The 20536-nt window shown below is 73.3% G+C and carries 15 protein-coding genes; 10 read left to right on the top strand and 5 right to left on the bottom strand.

Annotated elements, in window-relative coordinates; all coding sequences use genetic code 11:
* Positions 1–37 precede the first annotated feature (37 nt).
* Positions 38–976: a LysR family transcriptional regulator gene (locus IE260_RS38465; RefSeq protein WP_189880537.1), complete on the bottom strand. Its 939-nt coding sequence runs from the start codon at positions 974–976 to the stop codon at positions 38–40.
* 94 nt (positions 977–1070) lie between these two features.
* On the opposite strand from IE260_RS38465, the gene IE260_RS38470 reads away from it, so the two are divergent.
* Together IE260_RS38470 and IE260_RS38475 are read left to right on the top strand one after the other, a co-directional pair.
* Entirely contained in the window at positions 1071–1901 is an 831-nt protein-coding gene (locus tag IE260_RS38470) for an oxidoreductase (protein WP_189880538.1), read from the top strand.
* A 181-nt stretch (positions 1902–2082) separates the two neighbouring features.
* Positions 2083–3660, top strand: coding sequence for a S8 family peptidase (locus IE260_RS38475; RefSeq protein ID WP_189880539.1), 1578 nt, complete (start codon positions 2083–2085; stop codon positions 3658–3660).
* 15 nt (positions 3661–3675) lie between these two features.
* On the opposite strand, the gene IE260_RS38480 is transcribed toward IE260_RS38475, so the two are convergent.
* Entirely contained in the window at positions 3676–4872 is a 1197-nt protein-coding gene (locus IE260_RS38480; protein WP_189880540.1) for a serpin family protein, read from the bottom strand.
* A 112-nt stretch (positions 4873–4984) separates the two neighbouring features.
* Here IE260_RS38480 and IE260_RS38485 point away from each other — a divergent pair, with 112 nt between their 5' ends.
* The 7 genes from IE260_RS38485 (at position 4985) to IE260_RS38515 (ending at position 14983) form a co-directional block, all read left to right on the top strand.
* On the top strand, positions 4985–6130 hold the full coding sequence (locus IE260_RS38485; RefSeq protein ID WP_189880541.1) for a DUF4190 domain-containing protein: 1146 nt from the start codon (positions 4985–4987) through the stop codon (positions 6128–6130).
* Between the two features lie 147 nt (positions 6131–6277).
* A complete protein-coding gene (locus tag IE260_RS38490) occupies positions 6278–7030 on the top strand; it encodes a GntR family transcriptional regulator (protein ID WP_189880542.1) in 753 nt (250 codons plus the stop codon).
* A 348-nt stretch (positions 7031–7378) separates the two neighbouring features.
* A complete protein-coding gene (locus IE260_RS38495; RefSeq protein ID WP_189880543.1) occupies positions 7379–7570 on the top strand; it encodes an SPOR domain-containing protein in 192 nt (63 codons plus the stop codon).
* A 47-nt stretch (positions 7571–7617) separates the two neighbouring features.
* The gene (locus IE260_RS38500; RefSeq protein WP_189880544.1) at positions 7618–8016 is read left to right on the top strand and encodes a (deoxy)nucleoside triphosphate pyrophosphohydrolase; all 399 of its coding nucleotides are present in this window, start codon (positions 7618–7620) and stop codon (positions 8014–8016) included.
* Between the two features lie 128 nt (positions 8017–8144).
* Positions 8145–8570, top strand: a complete 426-nt coding sequence (locus IE260_RS38505) for an ATP-binding protein (protein ID WP_189880545.1) — start codon at positions 8145–8147, stop codon at positions 8568–8570.
* Positions 8571–8841: 271 nt separating this feature from the next.
* Positions 8842–11463, top strand: a complete 2622-nt coding sequence (locus tag IE260_RS38510; protein WP_189880546.1) for a SpoIIE family protein phosphatase — start codon at positions 8842–8844, stop codon at positions 11461–11463.
* A gap of 292 nt (positions 11464–11755) precedes the next feature.
* Entirely contained in the window at positions 11756–14983 is a 3228-nt protein-coding gene (locus tag IE260_RS38515) for an FG-GAP-like repeat-containing protein (RefSeq protein WP_189880547.1), read from the top strand.
* 63 nt (positions 14984–15046) lie between these two features.
* Here IE260_RS38515 and IE260_RS38520 read toward each other — a convergent pair whose 3' ends face one another.
* Positions 15047–16606: a hypothetical protein gene (locus IE260_RS38520; protein ID WP_308434741.1), complete on the bottom strand. Its 1560-nt coding sequence runs from the start codon at positions 16604–16606 to the stop codon at positions 15047–15049.
* 64 nt (positions 16607–16670) lie between these two features.
* On the opposite strand from IE260_RS38520, the gene IE260_RS38525 reads away from it, so the two are divergent.
* Positions 16671–17807, top strand: a complete 1137-nt coding sequence (locus tag IE260_RS38525) for a glycoside hydrolase family 18 protein (RefSeq protein ID WP_189880548.1) — start codon at positions 16671–16673, stop codon at positions 17805–17807.
* Between the two features lie 12 nt (positions 17808–17819).
* Here the strand turns inward: IE260_RS38525 and IE260_RS38530 are convergent, their stop codons facing one another.
* Positions 17820–18590: a succinate dehydrogenase/fumarate reductase iron-sulfur subunit gene (locus IE260_RS38530; protein ID WP_189880549.1), complete on the bottom strand. Its 771-nt coding sequence runs from the start codon at positions 18588–18590 to the stop codon at positions 17820–17822.
* Complete coding sequence (locus tag IE260_RS38535) at positions 18587–20527, bottom strand: fumarate reductase/succinate dehydrogenase flavoprotein subunit (protein WP_189880550.1); 1941 nt, start codon at positions 20525–20527, stop codon at positions 18587–18589. The genes IE260_RS38530 and IE260_RS38535 overlap by 4 nt, the downstream gene beginning before the upstream one ends.
* Positions 20528–20536: the final 9 nt, after the last annotated feature.

Consider the following 20536-nt stretch of genomic DNA (forward strand, 5'->3'; position numbering starts at 1 on the left):
GTCGCACGCCACCCCCCATGCGTAGATTTCGTGAAGATCATATCCGGTCGCGGCCGTCGCCCACCGCCACCCGCCGGCACGCCTCCGCGTACCCCCGCACGAGCGGCCGGCCGCCGTCCTCCCGGCGCCAGGCCAGGGCGTAGCGGCTGGGGCCGAGGCCGTGCACCGGGCGGGTGGTGACGCCGCCCAGGCTGATCAGCGGGGCGTTGCCCGCGGCCACGAAGCAGATGCCGAGGCCCGCGACGAGCGCCTCGTACGTCTCCTCCGTGCCGGCGATCTCGGCGCCGATGCGCGGCGGGCGGCCGGCGCCCGCGCCCAGGGCGCGCCGTTCGTCCAGGGCAAGCCAGAAGTCGCGCAGGGCGCCCGCGCCCGGCGGCAGGGCGAGGAACGGCTCGTCGGCCAGATCCGCGAAGTCGATCTCGGCGCGGGCCGCAAGGGGGTGGGTGTCGGGGAGGGCGACCAGCCGGGGCTCCTCGGCGACCACGGTCCACGCGTAGCGGTCGGCGTCGGGCAGCGGGAGCCAGACGAAGGCGACGTCCGCCGTGCCGTCCGCCAGGCCGGCGGTGGGGTCGTCCCAGCTCACCTGGCGCAGCCGCAGGACCGCTTCCGGGTGGGCCGCGGTGAAGCGGGAGCGGATCGCCGGCAGCAGGCCGCCGCGGCCGGGGCTGGTGCTCATGCCGACCACGAGCGTGCCGCGCCGCGCCGCCCGGGCCGCCTCGACGGCCGCCGCCCCCCGAGCCCATTCGGCCAGGACGCGCCGGGCGTGCGGCAGCAGCGTCGTGCCCGCCTCGGTCAGGGTCACGCCCCGCGGCTCGCGGCGGAACAGTTCGACGCCCAACTGCCGCTCCAGCGCCCGGATCTGCTTGCTCAGCGCGGGCTGGGACACGTACAGCCGCTCGGCTGCCCGGGTGAAGTGCAGTTCCTCGGCCACCGTGGCGAAGTAGCGCAGGTCCCGCAGATGGACGTCGGTCGTCATGACCGATGGCTATCAGTACGGGTCTTGGACGGGCAACCGGTGGTCCCGGCAGGGTGGTCGGCGGATGAGGAGCTACGGCACACGAGGAGTCGGCATGAACAAGGTGTGGCTGATCACGGGCGCGAGCAGCGGTTTCGGGCGGGCGATCGCCGAGGCCGCCCTGGCCGACGGCGACGTGGTGGTGGGCGCGGCGCGGCGGCCCGAGGCGCTGGACGACCTGGTGGCCGCCCACCCGGACCAGGTGGAGGCGCTGCGCCTCGACGTCGCCGACACGGCCGCCGCCGAGGCCGCCGTGCGCGACGTGGTGGCGCGGCACGGGCGGATCGACGTGCTGGTCAACAACGCGGGCCGCACCCACGTCGGTGCCTTCGAGGAGACCGGCGAGGACGAACTGCGCGCCCTGTTCGACGTGCACGTCTTCGGGCCGGCCGCGCTGACGCGGGCGGTGCTGCCGCACATGCGGGAGCGGCGCTCCGGCGCGATCGTGCAGATGAGCAGCATGGGCGGCCAGATGTCCTTCGCGGGCTTCTCGGCGTACAGCGCGACGAAGTTCGCACTGGAGGGCCTGTCCGAGGGACTCGCGGACGAGGTACGGGAGTTCGGCATCAAGGTGCTCATCGTCGAGCCCGGCGCCTTCCGCACCGGCCTGTTCCGGACCGGCCGCGCGGGACTCAGCGCCGACAGCGGCGTGTACGCCAAGGTGAGCGAGACCCGGGGGTTCGTCACCGGCGGCGACGGCACCCAGCCCGGCGACCCGGCCAAGGCCGCGGCGCTGATCCTGGACGCCCTGGCGGCCGAGCACACCCCGCTGCGCCTGCCGCTCGGCGACGACGGCGTCGGGGCGGTTCTCGGCCACCTCGACCAGGTCCGCGCGGACGTCGAGGCGTGGGAGAAGCGCACCCGCGCCACGGCCTTCGGCGACTGACGCCCGAACGACACAGGGCCCTGCACACCGTGCAGGGCCCTTGTGCAATTCCTCTGGAAGCCTCAATCTTTCGGCTGACGCACCAACACCGCCCCGTTATTGACATGACCATGTCGCTAGGGCGGTCTGCTCGGCGTGCACGAACCCCACCACGCACCACCGACCGAGGAGGACCCCTCACATGGCAGTGCTGCGTCACCACCCCCACGGCACCACCCGCCGAAGACTGGCAGCGCTCGGAGCGGCGGCCGCCGCCGCACTCACCGCGAGCCTCGTCTCCGCCCTCCCCGCCACGGCCGCGGAAGGCGGCATCCAGTACGAGGACGCGGCGAACGCCGTCCCCGGCAGCTACATCGTGACCCTCAAGGCGGACGAGGCGAAGGCCGGTTCCGCCGAGGGCCGCGCGCTGGCGAAGCGTTATGGCGCCGACATCGAGCGCACGTACACCAAGGCCCTCAACGGCTACGCGGTCGAGGCTTCCGAGACCGAGGCGAAACGTCTCGCCGCCGACCCCGCCGTCGCCTCCGTCGTCCAGAACCGCACCTTCCGCATCACCGCCACCCAGCCCAGCCCGCCCTCCTGGGGCCTGGACCGCATCGACCAGCAGAGCCGCCCGCTGGACAACGCGTACACCTACCCGGACTCGGCGGGCCAGGGCGTGACGGCCTACGTCATCGACACCGGCGTCCGCATCACGCACGGCGACTTCGGCGGCCGCGCCTCCTACGGCTACGACGCCATCGACAACGACAACACCGCCCAGGACGGCCACGGCCACGGCACCCACGTCGCCGGCACGGTCGCCGGAACCGCGTACGGCGTGGCCAAGAAGGCGAAGGTCGTCGGCGTCCGCGTGCTGGACAACTCCGGTTCCGGCACCACCGCCCAGGTCGTCGCCGGCATCGACTGGGTCGCCCGCAACGCGGTCAAGCCGGCCGTCGCCAACATGTCCCTCGGCGGCGGCGCCGACAGCGCCCTCGACACCGCGGTGCGCAACGCCATCGCCTCCGGTGTCACCTTCGCCGTCGCGGCCGGCAACGAGTCGACCAACGCCTCCACCAAGTCGCCGGCCCGCGTCACGGAGGCCATCACCGTCGGCGCCACGACCTCCACCGACGCCCGCGCGAGCTACTCCAACTACGGCTCGGTGCTGGACCTGTTCGCGCCCGGCTCGTCCATCACCTCGGCCTGGAACACCGGCGACTCGGCCACGAACACCATCTCCGGCACCTCCATGGCGAGCCCGCACGTCGCCGGGGCCGCCGCGCTCTACCTGGCCGACCACCCCACGGCCACCCCCGCCCAGGTCTCGTCCGCGCTGACCTCCGCCGCCACCAGCGGCGTCGTGTCGAACCCGGGCACCGGCTCGCCCAACCGGCTGCTGTACGTCGGCGGCGGTACGACGACCCCGCCCGGCGACCGCTTCGAGAACACCGGTGACTACACGATCAACGACAACGCCACCGTCGAGTCCCCGGTGACCGTCTCCGGCGTCTCGGGCAACGCGCCCTCGTCCCTCGCCGTCGAGGTGCACATCGTCCACAGCTACATCGGCGACCTCCAGGTCCAGCTGATCGCCCCCGACGGCACGGCGTACACGCTGAAGTCGTACGGCACCGGCGGCAGCGCCGATGACATCAACACCACGTACGCCGTGAACGCCTCCTCGGAGACCGCGAACGGCACGTGGAAGCTGCGCGTCTCCGACAACGCTTCGTGGGACACCGGGCGGATCGACGCCTGGGCGCTGCAGTTCTGACGCGCCCTCGGTGACTCAGTGATCTCCCTCGTCCTCGCGGTACGGCTCCGGGTCGGTGACCCAGCCCGCCGCGAGGACGAGGCGTGAGTGCCGGTGCAGGGCGAGGAAGCCGAAGGGGCGGTCGAAGGTCGCCCGGACGGTGGTGTGCAGCCAGCGCAGTTGCGGTACTCCGGCTCCGGCGGCGCCCAGTGCCGTCACCGCCGCGGCCTCGAACCCCCGGGCGCCGAACCTGGCCACCGCGGACTGCCGGGCCGAGCCGATGTGCAGAGGAAAGCCGCTGATGCCGGGGAAGTGGCCGGGGACGGGCAGCGAGGCCGACGTGAGCCCGAACGGTTCCGGCGGTTCCAGCAGGTCGTGGTCGGCCGACACCCCGAACGCCGTCGTCGTGACGTCCAGCGTCGGCGGCTCGGGCCTCCTGGAGCGCTCCTTCACGACACTCAGGCCGGGGCCCACCTCCCCGTACGGCAGACAGGGGCCCGGCACCAGCGGGTACGTGCGCGCGAGGAGTCCGACCCCCGCCTCGAGTACCTGACCCTGCGTCATGCCGTCCTCGCCGAGCAGCAGGTGGACGTCGACGGCGGTGTCGCCCAGCACCTTCAGCTCGGTGACATGTCCGCCGGGCGTGTCCGCCACGCCGATCCGGTCGAGGAGCGTGCTCCGGCGCCACAGGCCCTGCAGCTCACGCCCCTCCCACGGGCCGGCCTCCGGCACGTGGTACGTCTCGGCGAAGGGCCGCAGCCACCGCGTGCGCACCGCCAGCGCGCTCGCCAGCACCATCTCGGTGTCCGGTGACACCGCCACCGGCATCCGCTCGACGAGCCCGCCCGTGCGCTTCGCCGCCCACGCGTCCAGCGCCTCCTTGTCGGCGGCCTCGTCCCCGGTGAGGACGCCGTGGGCGCCGGCCGGCAGTCCCGCCTCCCACTCCTCGCGCAGTTCCAGAGTGCGCTTCGTCCACAGCCCGAGGGCCGTGTCCAGCCCGCGCACGGCGGCCAGTGCGGCGAGCAGCTCCCGGGCCGCCGCGGCCGACCGCTCGGCGGGCAGGCCCACCGCCTCGGCCAGCTCCTCCCGCGCGGCGCCCGCCGCACCGTCCGCCAGGAGGGCGAGCAGCGGCCATACGCCGGGCGCGGAGAACACCGTGCCGCCGGCCGTACCGCCCGCCCAGCGCGCGGTGAGGCCGTTCACCGCCCGGATCGTCGCGTTCGTGACCCGCATACCGCCCCCACTCGTCACCCGCTTACCATTCGCCCAGCCGTACGGCCTTGCGCCGCAGGGCCGTTCGTCGCCGCATCGCCGCACCGCCGCCTGAGTCAGGAGCACGGTACCCGTGTCCATACCGCCGCCCCCCGGGCCCCACCAGCCCCAGGGGCCGTACGCCCCACAGCAGTTTCACCCGGCCTGGGGCCCGCCGCCCTACGGGGCGTATCCCCGGCAGCCGCCCGTCAACGGCGTCGCCATCGCCGCCCTCGTCCTCGGCATCCTCTGCTTCGTCCCCGCGGTCGGACTCGTGCTGGGGCTGATCGCGCTGGGCCAGATCAAGCGGAAGGGCGAGCGGGGCAAGGGACTGGCCGTGGCCGGATCCGTACTGTCCTCGATCGGGCTGGCCCTGTGGGTGGTGTCGCTCTCCACGGGCGCCGCCGCGGACTTCTGGCAGGGTTTCAGGGACGCCGCACGGGGCGAGGGAACGGCCTACGCCCTCGCCGAGGGCCAGTGCTTCAACACGCCCAGCGGTTCCCTGGAGGGGGTGACGTTCGACGTCGACAAGGTGCCTTGCGGGAAGGAACACGACGGCGAGGTGTTCGCCGTCTTCGAGCTGCCGGGCGGGTCCTACCCCGGTGACGACGAGATCACCCGGGCCGCCGACGACAAGTGCTACGCGCTCCAGGACGACTACGCCATGGACGTCTGGGCCCTGCCCGCCGACGTCGACGTCTACTACCTCACTCCCACCCCGCAGAGCTGGCGTGTGGGCGACCGGGAGGTCATCTGCCTGCTGGGCAGCACGGCCGAACGGGGCACCCTGACCGGCTCGCTGCGCAACGACGAGACGACGCTCGACGAGCACCAGCTCACCTATCTGAAGGCGGCCCGTGTCCTGAACACGGCCATGGAGTCGGAGCCCGACACCGAGTACGTCGAGGACGACCTGCCGGGGCACCGGAAGTGGGCGGACCGGGTGGCGGACGCGCTCACCGAGCAGGCCGGGATGCTGCGCGAGCACTCCTGGCCCGCCGACGCCGAGCAGCCGGTGACCGACCTGGTCGAGGACCTGGACGAGGCCCGGAAGGAGTGGGCCCTGGCGGCGGAGGCCGGCGACGCCGACACCTTCTACGAGCACTACGACAAGGGCTACGAGCTCATCGACGCCCGCAAGACGGTCACCGCACGCGAGGCCCTGGGTCTGGCCACGACGCCGCCCGCGTACGAGGAGGACGGCGGAGGCGGGGAAGAGGCGCCCGGCATGGAGGTGTGAGGGCGGCCGGCGTGGGGAGAAAGTGCCTGCGCAATGCCTTCCCGCCAGGGAAATCATCACATCGAGTGATTCTCTGGCCTTTGCTTGCCTGGCACAACCTACGGTTGCCACGCTGTTGCTGTCTGTACAACCTGATGGGAGCGGCCAGTGACATTCGGTGAGCAGCCGGCGTACCTGCGTGTCGCGGGTGATCTCCGCAAGAAGATCGTCGACGGCCTGCTGCCGCCCCACACCCGCCTCCCCTCCCAGGCCAGGATCCGCGAGGAGTACGGCGTCTCGGACACCGTCGCCCTGGAGGCCCGCAAGGTGCTCATGGCCGAAGGGCTGGTCGAGGGCCGCTCCGGTTCGGGCACGTACGTCCGTGAGCGGCCCGTGCCCCGGCGCATCGCCCGCTCCGGGTACCGGCCGTCGGGCGGCGCCACGCCGTTCCGGCAGGAGCAGGCCGACGGCGAGGCGCGCGGCACCTGGGAGTCCCGCAGCGAGCAGACCGAGGCGAGCGGCGCCGTCGCCGAGCGGCTCGACATCTCGCCCGGGGACCGCGTGATGTGCACGAGGTACGTCTTCCGGGAGGGTGGCGAGGCGATGATGCTCTCCACCTCCTGGGAGCCCCTGTCCCTCACCGGCCGGACGCCCGTGATGCTGCCCGAGGAGGGCCCGCTCGGCGGCATGGGCGTCGTCGAGCGGATGGCCGCCCTCGACGTCGTCGTGGACAACGTCACCGAGGAGGTCGGCGCCCGCCCGGGCCTCGCGGAGGAACTGCTCGCCCTGGGTGGCGTCCCCGGGCACGTGGTGCTGGTCATCCAGCGCACGTTCTACGCCTCGGGCCGCCCGGTGGAGACGGCCGACGTGGTCGTTCCGGCGGACCGGTACCGGGTGGCGTACCACCTGCCTGTCAAGTAGCGCCGCCGTGATGTGAGATGGCGCACGCCTGTCGCGCGCCCTCTCGCCCGCTCTCCTGCGATCGCCCTCGGCCCGCGCCGCTCCGACGTGTTCCCGCGGTGTGGTGATCCTGCCGTTCTCGCAGGTCGTTCCGGGGGTGTTCGATGTGCACCCGAGCGTGGGCGTCGGCGCGCGCCGACGGCGCGTTCGGCGTCGTGCGCCCCCTGGGTTCTGGCCGGTTGCGTACCTCTTTGTGAAAAGCCGTATTCGCTGCGTAAAGGTTAGGCGTAGGCTCGGGCATATGCAGATCGGGGTTTCCTTAGCGGGCGGGGCGCGGCGGGGGCCGTGGACGGGAAGTGGAGGGGCGCGATGAACGACGGCACGGTCACTCTTCCCTGGCTCGTCGTCCGGCAGGACGACAACGGCAACCGGTACCGGGTGGGGAGGTACGCGACGAAGGCGGAGGCCCAGAAGATCGCGGACACCCTCGACGATCGCGGCCACAAACAGCTCTACTGGGTCGAGAGGATCGGCCAGAACGGCAAGGGCCCGGCCGACTGACACGGCCGGTCGGCCCGGTCGGCCGGCCGGGTCCTAAGCTCGCGCGCATGACGGAACGGATCGTGGTGGGCGCCGCCCTGGTCGACGGCGGACGCCTGCTCGCCGCGCGCCGCAGCGCGCCGGTCGAGCTGGCCGGGCGCTGGGAACTGCCCGGCGGCAAGGTCGAGGCGGGTGAGACGCCGGAGGCGGCGCTCGTGCGCGAGTTGCGCGAGGAACTCGGCGTGGCCGTCGAGCCCGGTGAGCGCGTCCCGGGTCAGTGGCCCCTGAAGTCCCCCTATGTTCTTCAGGTGTGGACCGCCCGCCTGCTCCCCGGCTCGGCCGCCCCCGAACCCCTCCAGGACCACGACGCCCTGCGCTGGCTCGCCCCCGCCGAGATCTGGGACGTGGCGTGGCTCGAGCAGGACGTGCCGGCCGTCCGCCGGACGCTCGCGCAGCTCGGTCTGTAGCTCCGGCGGCCCCGCGCGGACCGGGCGTGAGCGTCCCGAACGCCGCGCGTGCCACTGCGCGCCGTTCCGACGGTACCGGGGCCTGGATACCGGGTATGTCCCCATTAACCCCACGAAACCGGGCATGGGTGGGATCGCTGGCCGGGGAAGTGATCGGTGTGATCGACACCGAAGGCGACTGTGTCGAGTGGACCTTTTCCGCTGAACCCGACGCCGTACGGGCGGCCCGCTCCCTGGTCCGGGGGAGACTGCGCGGCTGGGGCCTCGACAGCGTCGGCGACCTCGCCGCCCTGCTGGTCAGCGAGCTGGTCACCAACGCCCTGCGGCACGCCACCGGTCCCATCGGTGTCCGCCTGGTGCGCTCGCACCGGGACGGTGTGCTGCTCGTGGAGGTGTCCGACCCGCTCCCGGACCCGCCACGGGAGCGCGTCGCCGGCCCCGACGACGAGGGCGGCCGGGGTCTGCAACTCGTGGCCTCCGCCACGCGCCGCTGGGGTACCCGGCCGGCGGAGACGGGCAAGACGGTCTGGTTCGAGCTCGCGGTACCGGAGTGAGGAGCGGCGGACGACCTGCCGGAACGTGCCGTCGTGCGGACCCGCCCCCCGGCCGTCCGTCCGCGGCGTGCGGCAGTTGTCGACCCGCGTGATTCGATGACGTGTCCGCTGGTTAGAAGACTGGAAGTGTTGTCACGGTCCGGACCGAAAACCATCGGGACCGTGCTGTGATCGTGAACACCGTGTTGTGCGGCGCCGTAGTGCTGGATACTGCGGGCAGCCGCCCCCGGTGACCGGTGCCGGACGCGGTGAGCTGGAGGGGACGGTTCGCGTGAGCGAGATACCAGCGAGGGCCACGGAGTCCGAGGACCCGTCGGACGGCGTGAGGGCCGATGCCGCGGGCATTGCGGCGGCGGACACCGGCCCTGGCGAGGCGTCGCCGGGTGACGCCATGTGGCAGAGCAGCCCGCCCGGCTCCATCTACGACTACATCAAGGTCGCGTCCTTCTCCATCGGCCCCGACGGGCTCGTCGACCAGTGGAGCCTGCGCGCCGAGCAGTTGCTCGGCATCCCCGCCGAACGCGCCGTCGGAACCGACCCCATCGAGGCGTTCATCGACCCCGACCTGCGGGAGCGGGGCCAGCGCAAGATGGCCGAGATCCTCGACGGGCGGGAGTGGACCGGAGTGGTCCCCTTCCGGACACCCGACACCGGCACCGAGCGTGGACAGCGCGCTCTCGCCGAGGTCTACGTCATGCCGACGCGGACGGAGGACGGCGAGAAGGCCGCCGTCTGCATCGTCGTCGACGTCCGTACCCTGCGCAGTATCGAGACCGACCTCGCCGCCTCGCAGGCCATTTTCGGTCAATCTCCGTTCGGTTTCCTGCTGATCGATGCCGATCTCCGGGTGCGCCGCGCCAACCAGCGGTTCGCCTCCGTCTTCGGCGGCACGCCCGACGACCACCGCGGCAAGGGCGTTCACGACTACTTGCCGCGTGCGGAGGCCGACCGGGTCACCGCCACCCTGCGCCGGGTGCTGGAGACCGGTGACTCCATCACCGACATGCACGTCACCGGTTTCGTGCCCGGCACCGACGAGCGCCGCCACTGGTCCGTCAACCTCTACCGCGTGCACAGCGGTTCCGGCCGGCCCATCGGCGTCGCCTGGCTCGGAACCGACGTCACCGCCCGCCGCGCCGCCGCCCGTGAGGCCGCCGCCGCCCGGCGCAACCTCGCCCTCCTCAACGAGGCCGGCGCCCGCATCGGCAACTCCCTCGACCTGGAGACCACCGCGCGCCAGCTCCTCGACGTCGTCGTCCCCGGCTTCTGCGACCTGGCCACCGTCGACCTCTACCAGGGACTCCTGGCGGGCGACGAGACCCCGCCCGGCCTCGCCGACGGCAGCGCCGAACTGCGCCGCGTCGCCTTCTCCAGCGCCGTGTCCGACGCGCCGTTCCACGGCACCGGTGAGCGGGTCCAGCTCGGCGCCGTCCACCACTACCCGTTCAACTCGCCCTGTGCGGACGCCCTGCGCACCGCCCGCCCGCGCACCGTCCCCGCCGAGGACGGCGGCCTCGTGCAGTCCACGCTCGCCGTGCCGATGGTCGCCCACGACACGGTCGTCGGACTCGCGCAGTTCGCCCGCACCAAGGGCAGCGAGCCGTTCGGGGACCGCGACCGGAACCTCGCGGTGGAGCTGGCCGCGCGGGCCGCCGTCTGCATCGACAACGGCCGGCTGTACCGGCGCGAGCACGAACGCGCGCTCATACTCCAGCGGTCCCTGCTCCCGCCCGGAGACCCGGAGGCATCCGGCCTCGACATCGCCTGCCGCTACCTGCCCGGCAACGCGGCCACCGGACGGCCCAGCGAGGTCGGCGGCGACTGGTTCGACGTCATCGAACTGCCCGGCCACCGCACCGCCCTGGTCGTCGGCGACGTCATGGGCCGCGGACTGCGCGCCGCCGTCGCGATGGGCGAACTGCGCACCGCGGTCCGGACGCTGGCCCAGCTCGACCTGGAACCGGCGGAGGTGCTCTCCCAGTTGGACGAGATCGCCCGCGGTCTCGGCGCCCCGGGAGGCGTCCAGCAGGCGACGCGCGCGGCACGCCGCCCCCGCGAGGCCGACCTGTCCGAGGTGTACCTCGCGACCTGCGTCTACGCCGTCTACGACTCGGTCACCCGAAGGTGCACCTTCGCCAATGCGGGCCACCTGCCGCCCGTCCTGGTCGAGCCGGGGGAGCCGGCCCTGATGCTGGACGTGCCGCCCGGCATGCCGCTCGGCGTCGGCGGGGAGCCGTTCGAGGAGGTGGAGGTCGAACTTCCCGAAGGCGCCCTGCTCGCGCTCTACACGGACGGCCTGGTCGAAAGCCGCGACCACCCCCTCGACGAGGGCCTCCAGGCGTTCGTGGGCGCGCTGACCGACCCTGCCCGCCCCCTGGAGGACGTCTGCGACCACGTCCTCAACACCCTCGACTCCCACCACGGCGAGGACGACATCGCGCTGCTGATGGCCCGGGTCCAGGGCCTGCCCGCCGATTCCGTCGGCGACTGGACCCTGCCCCGCGAGCCGCGCAGCGTGGGCCGCGCCCGGGAGTACGCGCGCGCCCAGCTGCTCGGCTGGGACCTGGAGCCGCTCGTCGACACCACCGAGCTGCTGGTCAGCGAACTGGTCACCAACGCCCTGCGGTACGGCGAGGGCGAGATCAGACTCCGCCTCCTCCTCGACCGCACCCTGGTCTGCGAGGTCTGGGACTCCGGCCTGGTCCAGCCGCGCCGCCGACGGGCCCGCGACACCGACGAGGGCGGGCGCGGTCTGCAGCTCGTCGGCCTGCTCAGCGCGGCCTGGGGCTCCCGGCGCACCCCGCGCGGCAAGACGGTGTGGTTCGAACTGCCCCTGCCGGGCGGCGACACCACTCTGACGGACCCGGCGGAGGCACTGCTGAGCCTGTTCTGACGACGGCAGAGAGCGCGAGACGGCGCGAGACGGCGCGCGGCGGCGAGGACCGGCAGGGCCCGGGCCAGGCCGTTCCGCCCGGGTCACTGTCACGGCGGCCCGCACAGTCGGGCACCTCCGGCTCGGATCGGCCGGCGGTCCGGCGCGGACCGAGGTCGGCCCCCTGACCAGGTGTGAAACCGGATGTCGCGCGGTGATCGCCCTCTGCTACTGTCGCCCTGCTCGCGCAGGGCCGAGTGGCGGTTCCGTGAGCGCCCCCCCTGCGTCGAACGCCCTGGGGAGGGACTCTTTCGTGACTCGTCCGCTGAACAAGCGGGCCGGGCGCCGTCGGCGCGCGCTCGGCCGTACCGCTCTCACCGTCGCACTCGCCGTGACCGCCGGGGCCGGCGCCACCGCGGGGACGGCCGTCGCCGAGGTGCCCGGCGCATCCGCCGATCCCGTCGTCATCAGCCCGGGCGCCCGCTTCGTGCCCCGCGCCACCATCGTCCTGAACGCCGGCGAGACCGGCTTCCTCACCGCCCAGGAGGGCGACGACCGCCTGCGCTGGATCGACTACGCCACCGGCGCCGCCACCGTCCTCGACCACCGGCTGCCCGAGCCGCTCGCCTACGACGTGGACGACTTCCGTTTCGCCGAGTACCCGGGGGACTTCGGCCACGGCTCCGACACGGTGGCCCTCCACGGCCAGTCCCCGGCCCCGCACGTGACGCTCCAGCAGCGGGCCGGCGACGGGCCGTCGGTCACGATCCCGATCCCGCAGGGCCAGTCGTACGTCGCGACCTACGGCGACACCGTCATCACCCGGACCGGTGCGGCGAACGCCGAGACGAGCCTGCACCTGCTCCGCAGGGAGAACGGCGAGGTGCGGGACCAGAAGCTGGAGGGTCTGCCGGAGGGGTGGAACCTCACCATCAGCGAAGGCGACGCCCGGTCCGTCGCCGTCCGCGGCATCAAGTGGGAGGACACCACGATGTCCCAGGGGTGGTGGGTCGTCGACCTCGCCACCGGGAAGCTGAAGGCGCTCTCCACGCACGGCGAGAGCGTCTCCTTCGACCGGGACACCGTCTTCCACCTCGGCGCCCCGGAGTCCTACGCCGCCCAGGTGTACCGCCGGGACGACCTGGACGCGGAGCCGACCACCCTCGACCTGCGGGACCTGTCCTACGACGACACCGTCCGGCCCCTCGCCGGCGGTCTCGTCACCGTGTCCCGGCCGAACCCGGGCAACAACGAGTACCGGGGCAACGAGCTGTCCCTGCGCGACCTCGACGGGAACCACCTGAAGTCCCTGCTGGCCGTCGCCTCCACCTCCCTGCACCGGACGCCCGACGGCTCGCTGCTGGTGGCCGGCGCCGAGAAGAGAACCGACTATGGCGCGCTCGACTGGGGGTACTACCTCTTCACGCCCGCCGCGGACGGCACCGTCACCCGCAAGCGCCTCGCCGACATCGAGGACCGGGAGGCCGCGCCGGCCGGTATCTCGCTGGGCAGCGGCATTCTCACCACGGCCGACGACTCGAAGCTCTTCATGCCGCACACCTACGTCGGCGGCTACCGGAGCACCTGGCTGAAGACCTCCGGCCGCCCGGAAGAGCTGAACTCGACCGTCGACGGCCTCGTGTCGGGCCACGACAGCGACTGCGGCGACGCCGAGAACGGCTACTGCGTGACCATGTTCGCGAGCGGTGACGGGCACCACGGCCGCGAGGCCGGCACCGAGCAGGACGTCACCATGCTCTACCGGAACGGCGCCGCCTCCTGGGGTCCGCGGGTGACCTCCGGGCTCGGCAGCCCGGAACTCGTCGACCTGTCCGGCCGGTTCGGCGTGGTGGACCAGGCATGGGGCGGCCAGCAGGCGGTCCTGCACTTCAAGGACGGCGACACCGGCCGCGTGCTCCAGAAGCGGGAGCCGGTCGCGGCCTCCGTCTGGGGCAACACCCTGTGGAGCGCCGACGGCGGCTGGGACGATCCCGGCTCGGACGCGCCGACCACGGTGGCGGCGAAGAACCTGTCGACGGGCGCCGCCGGTGAGACCTTCGACGCGGGGTGCGTCCCCCGCGAGCTCCAGGCCGTGGGGCGCTGGGTGTACTGGCAGTGCGACGACTCCTGGCCCACCTACAAGAGCGGCGGCCTCTACGACCGGCAGGCCAAGCGCTCGCTGAAGCTCGGCGCCGACGACACGCTCCTCGGCGACGGCTACCTGGTCCGCCGCTCCGACACGGCCGGCCTCACCCTCGTCGACCTGCACGACGGCCTCCCGGCCGGCGGCACGGAGGCGGACCTGCCCCAGCGGGTGATCGTCACCGCCGCCGAGCTAGGGGACCGTACCGTGCGCCGTGCCGGATGGACCGTCGACCGCTTCGGCGGCCACATCGCCTACACGGGCGCGGACCGGCGGGTGCGGATCGTCCCGTCGGGCGTCCCCGCCTCCCGGATCGCGGTCATCGACGCCGAGACCCCGGCGGCCGCCGATGTGCAGGCCGGCGCCTGGAAGCCGCAGTGGTGGCTGTCGAAGCCGGGGGCCTCGTGGTCGCTGACGCTGAAGCCCAAGGGGAGCGGGAAGGTCGTACGGACCCTGACCGGTGGCGAGGCCCGCGGTCTGGTGCGCGCGTCGTGGGACGGGAAGTTCGCGAACGGGCAGCTGGCGGCCAACGGTGCCTACACGTGGACCCTGGCCGTCAAGCCGGCCGACGGACAGGGGGCCGACCTCGCGGTCTCCGGGACCGTGACGGTGCGCGGGGGCGCCGCCGCCTGGCGTGACATGGCCGGGGACGACGGGTTCGGCGACCTGCTGGTGACGGACTCGGGCGGCGCCGTGTCCCTGTACCGGGGTACGGGTGCGGGCGGGGTGTCCTCCCGCATCGCCGGATCCGGCGACAGGTTCCCGGCCGGCACCGTGCTCGTGCCCTTCGGGGACGTGAACGGCGACCGGTGCGGGGACGTGCTCGCGCGGGTCGGGGACCAGCTGCGGGCGTACCGCCCCGGGTGCGGGAAGGTCGTCACCGCTTCGTCGCCGTACACGTCGATCGGGGGCGGCTGGGGACAGTACGACCAGCTGACGTCGTCCGGTGACGTCAACGGGGACGGGTTCGTCGACCTGATCGCCCGTCAGGCGGCGACCGGTGACATCTACTTCTACGCCGGCACGGCTGATCACCGGCTGAAGCCCCGGGTGCGGATCCAGACGAACTGGAAGCTGTACAAGCGGGTCGTCGGGGCCGGGGACCTGAACGGAGACGGGCGTGGCGACCTCCTCGGGCTCGACTCCGCCGGTGTGCTGTGGCGGTACTACGGGACCTCCACCGGCGGCGTGACCCCGCGGGTGCGGGTCGGCGGCGGGTGGAACGTCTACTCCGCTCTCGTCGGGACCGCTGACCTGTCCGGCGACGGACGCGCCGATCTGCTGGCGCGGGACACCGCCGGGAAGCTGTGGCGGTACGCCTCCACGGGAGCCGGTACGTACGGCGGCCGGGTGCTGATCGGCACCGGTGGCTGGAACACGTTCAAGGGCCTGTTCTGACGCCGCAGTGAGGGGGCGGCGACAACCTCGGCCGGCGGCAGGGACCCGAGCGGATCGGCCCGGCTAGGTCCCCCGCCGGGCGCGGGTGCGCGGTCCGCCGAAGCTCGGGGGCGGTCCGCCGTCCGGGCCCCCGCCCAGCAGCACCCCACCGAGGACGGCGCCGGCGGTGCCGCTCGGGTCGCCGGCCGCTCCGGCGTCCGGGCGGCCGTACCGGTGTATGTCCTGTTCGGCGAGGTCACGGGCCTGCCGGGCCAGGGCGTCCGCGGCCTCCGGATCGGGCGGGTCCGTGCCGAGCAGCCGCTGTGCCTCCGCCAGCCGGGTCCGCGCCTCGGCGCCGACCGCACCCCGGTGCGTGCCCACGACGTCGTCGGCGGCGGCCGTGGTGCTGCGGGCGACCGACAGGGCGGCGACGGACAGCACGCCGCCTTGCGCGGCGGCCGACGGCCCGACCGCCCGCACGATCCGGCGCAGCACGCCGAGCGGATCGTACGGGCCGCCCGTCAGTTCCTCCCGTACGGTGCCCAGCACGCCGTCCGCGTACCGCAGGCGCACCCGCGCCTCACCGCCGGCCGTCGACCGTTCCCGTTCCCCGGCGAGCAGCGCCTCCGCACCCGTGAGTGCGGCCGGCACCAGCTCCGTGGCGGCCGACAGTTCGGCGGCGAGCCGCTCGACGCCGGTCACCAGGACGCCGGCCTGGGCGACGGCGCCCTCCGCTGCCCGCAAGTGCCCCGCGGCCCGGGCGTGGTCCGTGCCGTCCGCCGCCTGGTGGGCCAGGTTGAGGCGCGCCGTGGCGAACACCAGCCGGTCCGTGGCCTGCTCGACGTTCCCGGTGACCGGGGCGGTCGCGGACCGCGCGTACCGCCGTTCCAGGCCGGCGAGCGTGGCCCGCGCGGCCGCCGTACGGGCGGTCAGCTCCCGGAACCGGGCCTCCGCGACCTCCAGCGCCGCCCCGACGTCCAGCTCCAGGCCGCGCAGCCGGTCGAACCCGGCGGCCTCCGTGTCCAGCCGCCGCCCCGCCTCCTCGCACCGGCCGGCGATCCCCGCCAGCGCGTGCCGCCGGGCCGTGGGGTCCCCCGGCAGGCCGTCGTCGTACCGCTGCCGTATTCGGAACGCGGCCGACAGCTCCGTCCCCGCCTCCCGCAGGGCCCGGGCCCAGGGCGCCACGGCCGCCGTGCCGTGCAGCGCCTCGGCGTACGAGAGCTCCTCGTGGCCGGTGCGCACCCAGTCGTCGGCCTCGACGAGCGCCACCCGGGTCCGTTCGTCGAGCGCGGCCGGCGGCGGCGCGGTCGGCCCGGCCGCGGCCCCGCCGGGTGTCGTACGGGTCCGCGCGCGCCGGGTGCGGCGCAGGTAGCCGTATCCGGCCAGCACACCGGCGGTGCCCACCGCGATCAGCGGCAGCACCAGGTCGGCGGTCGGCGTCTCGTCGTCGCCGTCGTCCGGCGCGGGCGCGACCGCGACGGGTCGCTGGTCCTTGATCACAACCGGAACTTCTGTTCCCGTCGTCATTGTCGGCAACACCAGCCACACCACCCCGGCCGTAGCGCCCAGCAGGGCGTCCGCCACCCGCACGGACGGGTGCGGCGTGGCACTCCGCGGCCGGCCCCGGATGAAGGATGGCGTCACATTCGGAGCGTATGAGCGGGAACGCGGCACCGCGACCGGGGCGGGCGACAGGGAGGGGAACGCCGTGGAGCAGACCGGACACACGGATCAGGCGGAGGGGGCACCCGCCCCCGACGAGGAGACCGGCACGGGGAGTACCGGCGGGCCCGGCGGGAGACCGGAAGCCGAAGGCGAGTCGGGACCGAAGCCCCGGCTCGGCCGGAGCCGCCGGATCCGCCGCACCGCCCTCGCTCTCGTCCTCGCGCTCCTCCTGCCCGTCCTCGCCGCCGAGACGGCCCTGCGCATCAACTACACCGGCGATCCCGCCGACGGCACGTACACCAGGAACCGCGACGCGATCTGGCTCGGCCACGCCTGGGTCGACGGCAGGAAGGACGACGCGGACGTCACCGACCTCGCCCGCCGCCTGAAGACCACCGGCATCCGCGACCTGTACGTCCACACCGGCCCGCTGGAGCACGACGGCACCCTGCCGACGTCGCTGTACCCGAAGGCCCGCCGGCTGACCGACACCGTGCACCGGGAGCTGCCCGGCGTGCGCGTCCAGGCGTTCCTCGGCGACGTCCTCGCGACCGAGAGCCCCGACGGCATGCGGCTGGAGCGGGCCGCCACCCGCGCCGCCGTCGTCCGCTCCGCCGGCCAGGTCCTGGACGCCGGCTACGACGGGGTCCACCTCGACCTGGAGCCCCTGCACTCCGGCGACAGGAACTACCTCTCCCTCCTGGACGACCTGCGCGACGTCACCCGCGCCCGGGACGCGCAGCTGTCGGTGGCCGCCCACCAGATCGACCCGCTTCCGGGATTCCACTCCGTCTGGGGCACCCTGACCGGGCACCCGAAGTGGTGGTCGCAGGAGTTCTTCGGCCAGGTCGCCCGTCGCGTCGACCAGATCGCCGTCATGTCGTACGACACCATGCAGCCCCTGGAGAGCACCTACGGCGGTTACGTGGCCCAGCAGACCTCCCTGGCCCTGGAGGTCACCCCGCCCACCACCGACCTGCTGATGGGCCTGCCCTTCTTCCACGAGAACCGCTTCGGGCACTGGAACCACGCCGAGACCGTGCCCGCCGCCGTCCGCGGCGTCCGCCTCGGCCTGTCCCGCACGGACGCGGACCGCGCCCGCTTCGGCGTCGCCCTGTACATCGACTTCGCGGCGACGGAGGCGGACTGGACGGCGTACCGGAAGGGCTGGGTGCGCTGAGCCGACGGGCGCCTAGGACCGGCGGCGCCCGATCTTCGAGCCCAGCCACACCAGCGGGTCGTACTTGCGGTCGACGGCCCGCTCCTTCAGGGGGATCAGCGCATTGTCCGTGATCTTGATGCCCTCGGGGCAGACCTCGGTGCAGCACTTGGTGATGTTGCAGTAGCCGAGTCCGTGCTCGTCCTGGGCGGTGCGCCCCCGGTCCAGGCCCGTCTCCGGTGCCGCGTCCAGCGGGTGCATGTCCAGTTCGGCGACGCGCATCAGGAAGCGCGGGCCGGCGAACGCCGTCTTGTTCTCCTCGTGGTCACGGACCACATGGCAGGTGTCCTGGCACAGGAAGCACTCGATGCACTTGCGGAACTCCTGCGAGCGCTCGACGTCCTCCTGCATCATCCGGTACTCGCCGGGGCCCAGACCGGCGGGCGGCACGAACGCCGGGACCTCGCGGGCCTTGGTGTAGTTGAAGCCGACGTCCGTCACCAGGTCGCGGATCACCGGGAAGGCACGCAGCGGCGTGACGGTGATCGTCTCCGCCCGGTCGAACACCGACATCCGCGTCATGCACATCAGCCGGGGCCGGCCGTTGATCTCCGCGGAGCACGAACCGCACTTGCCCGCCTTGCAGTTCCAGCGCACGGCGAGATCGGGGGCCTGGGTGGCCTGGAGCCGGTGGATGATGTCGAGGACCACCTCGCCCTCGTTCACCTCGACCCGGAAGTCCTCCAGGCCGCCGCCCCCGGCGTCGCCCCGCCACACCTTGAAGCGGGCCTCGTAGCCGCTCATTCGGACAGCTCCTCCTCGGCCAGGTACTTGACCAGCTCCTCCTTCTCGAAGAGGGCGAGCAGGTCGGGTCGGATGGGCTCGGTGGTCTCCCGCTCCAGGACGATCTGGCCCCGCACCGGGTCGGTGGCCGCCAGACCGCCCGTCGGGTCGGCCAGCGTGCACAGCAGGTTGACCGCGCGCCACTTGCTGTCCATCGACGGGTGGTCCTCGCGGGTGTGCCCGCCGCGCGACTCCGTGCGCTCCAGCGCCGCCCGGGCCACGCACTCGCTGACCAGCAGCATGTTGCGCAGGTCCAGGGCGAGGTGCCAGCCCGGGTTGAACTGCCGGTGCCCCTCGACGCCGGCCCGGCGGGCCCGTACCCGCAGCTCCGCCAGTTTCTCCAGGGCCTGCTTCATCTCCGGCTCGCGGCGGATGATGCCGACCAGGTCGTTCATCGTCTGCTGGAGTTCCTGGTGGAGGGTGTACGGGTTCTCCGGCGGGCCGCCCGACGGCTCCTCGACCTCCGCCTCGGCGGAGAAGGGCCGCAGCGCCTCGGCGGCGGCGCTGTCGACCTGGAGGTCGTCCAGCCGGGGCCGCCGACCGGCCTGCTCCGCCGCGTACTGGGCCGCGTGCAGGCCCGCCCGGCGGCCGAACACCAGCAGGTCGGACAGCGAGTTGCCGCCGAGCCGGTTGGAGCCGTGCATGCCGCCGGCCACCTCACCGGCGGCGTACAGCCCCGGCACCCCGCGCGCCGCCGCCGTGTCGGAGTCGACGGCGATGCCGCCCATCACGTAGTGGCAGGTCGGCCCGACCTCCATCGGCTCCGCCGTGATGTCGACGTCCGCCAGCTCCTTGAACTGGTGGTACATGGAGGGCAGCCGCCGCTGGACGACCTCGGCGGGCATACGGGTCGACACGTCCAGGAACACGCCGCCGTGCGGAGAGCCCCGGCCCTCCTTCACCTCGGCGTTGATCGCCCGCGCGACCTCGTCCCGCGGGAGCAGTTCGGGGGGACGCCGGTTGTGGTCCGGGTCGTCGTACCAGCGGTCGGCCTCCTCCTCCGTCTCGGCGTACTTGTCCTTGAAGACGTCGGGGACGTAGTCGAACATGAACCGCTTGCCGTCGCTGTTGCGCAGCACCCCGCCGTCGCCGCGCACCGACTCGGTGACGAGGATGCCCTTCACCGACGGCGGCCAGACCATCCCCGTCGGGTGGAACTGCACGAACTCCATGTTCAGCAGGGGGGCGCCGGCCAGCAGTGCCAGCGCGTGGCCGTCGCCGGTGTACTCCCACGAGTTCGACGTCACCTTGAAGGACTTGCCGATGCCACCGGTCGCGATCACGACGGCGGGTGCCTGCAGGACGAAGAAGCGGCCGGACTCGCGCTCGTAGCCGAAGACCCCTGACACCTGCCTGCCGTCCTTCAGCACGCGGGTGACCGTGCACTCCTGGAACACCTTCAGCCGGGACTCGTAGTCACCCGTCTCGCGGTGGTCCTCCTGCTGGAGCGCCACGATCTTCTGCTGGAGGGTGCGGATCAGCTCCAGGCCGGTGCGGTCGCCGACGTGCGCGAGGCGCGGGTACTCGTGGCCGCCGAAGTTGCGCTGCGAGATCCGGCCGTCCTTCGTACGGTCGAACAGCGCGCCCCAGGTCTCCAGCTCCCACACCCGCTGCGGCGCCTCCTGGGCGTGCAGCTCGGCCATCCGCCACTGGTTGAGGAACTTGCCGCCGCGCATGGTGTCGCGGAAGTGGACCTGCCAGTTGTCCCCGGCGTTGACGTTGCCCATGGCCGCCGCGATACCGCCCTCGGCCATCACCGTGTGCGCCTTGCCGAACAGCGACTTGCAGATCACGGCCGTACGGGCGCCCCGCTCGCGGGCCTCGATGGCGGCGCGCAGTCCGGCGCCGCCCGCGCCCACCACGACGACGTCCCATTCCTGCCGGTCGACCACGGACATCAGAAGGCC

It is taken from the genome of Streptomyces viridiviolaceus, from assembly GCF_014650995.1.
In the GTDB taxonomy this organism is placed as follows: domain Bacteria; phylum Actinomycetota; class Actinomycetes; order Streptomycetales; family Streptomycetaceae; genus Streptomyces; species Streptomyces viridiviolaceus.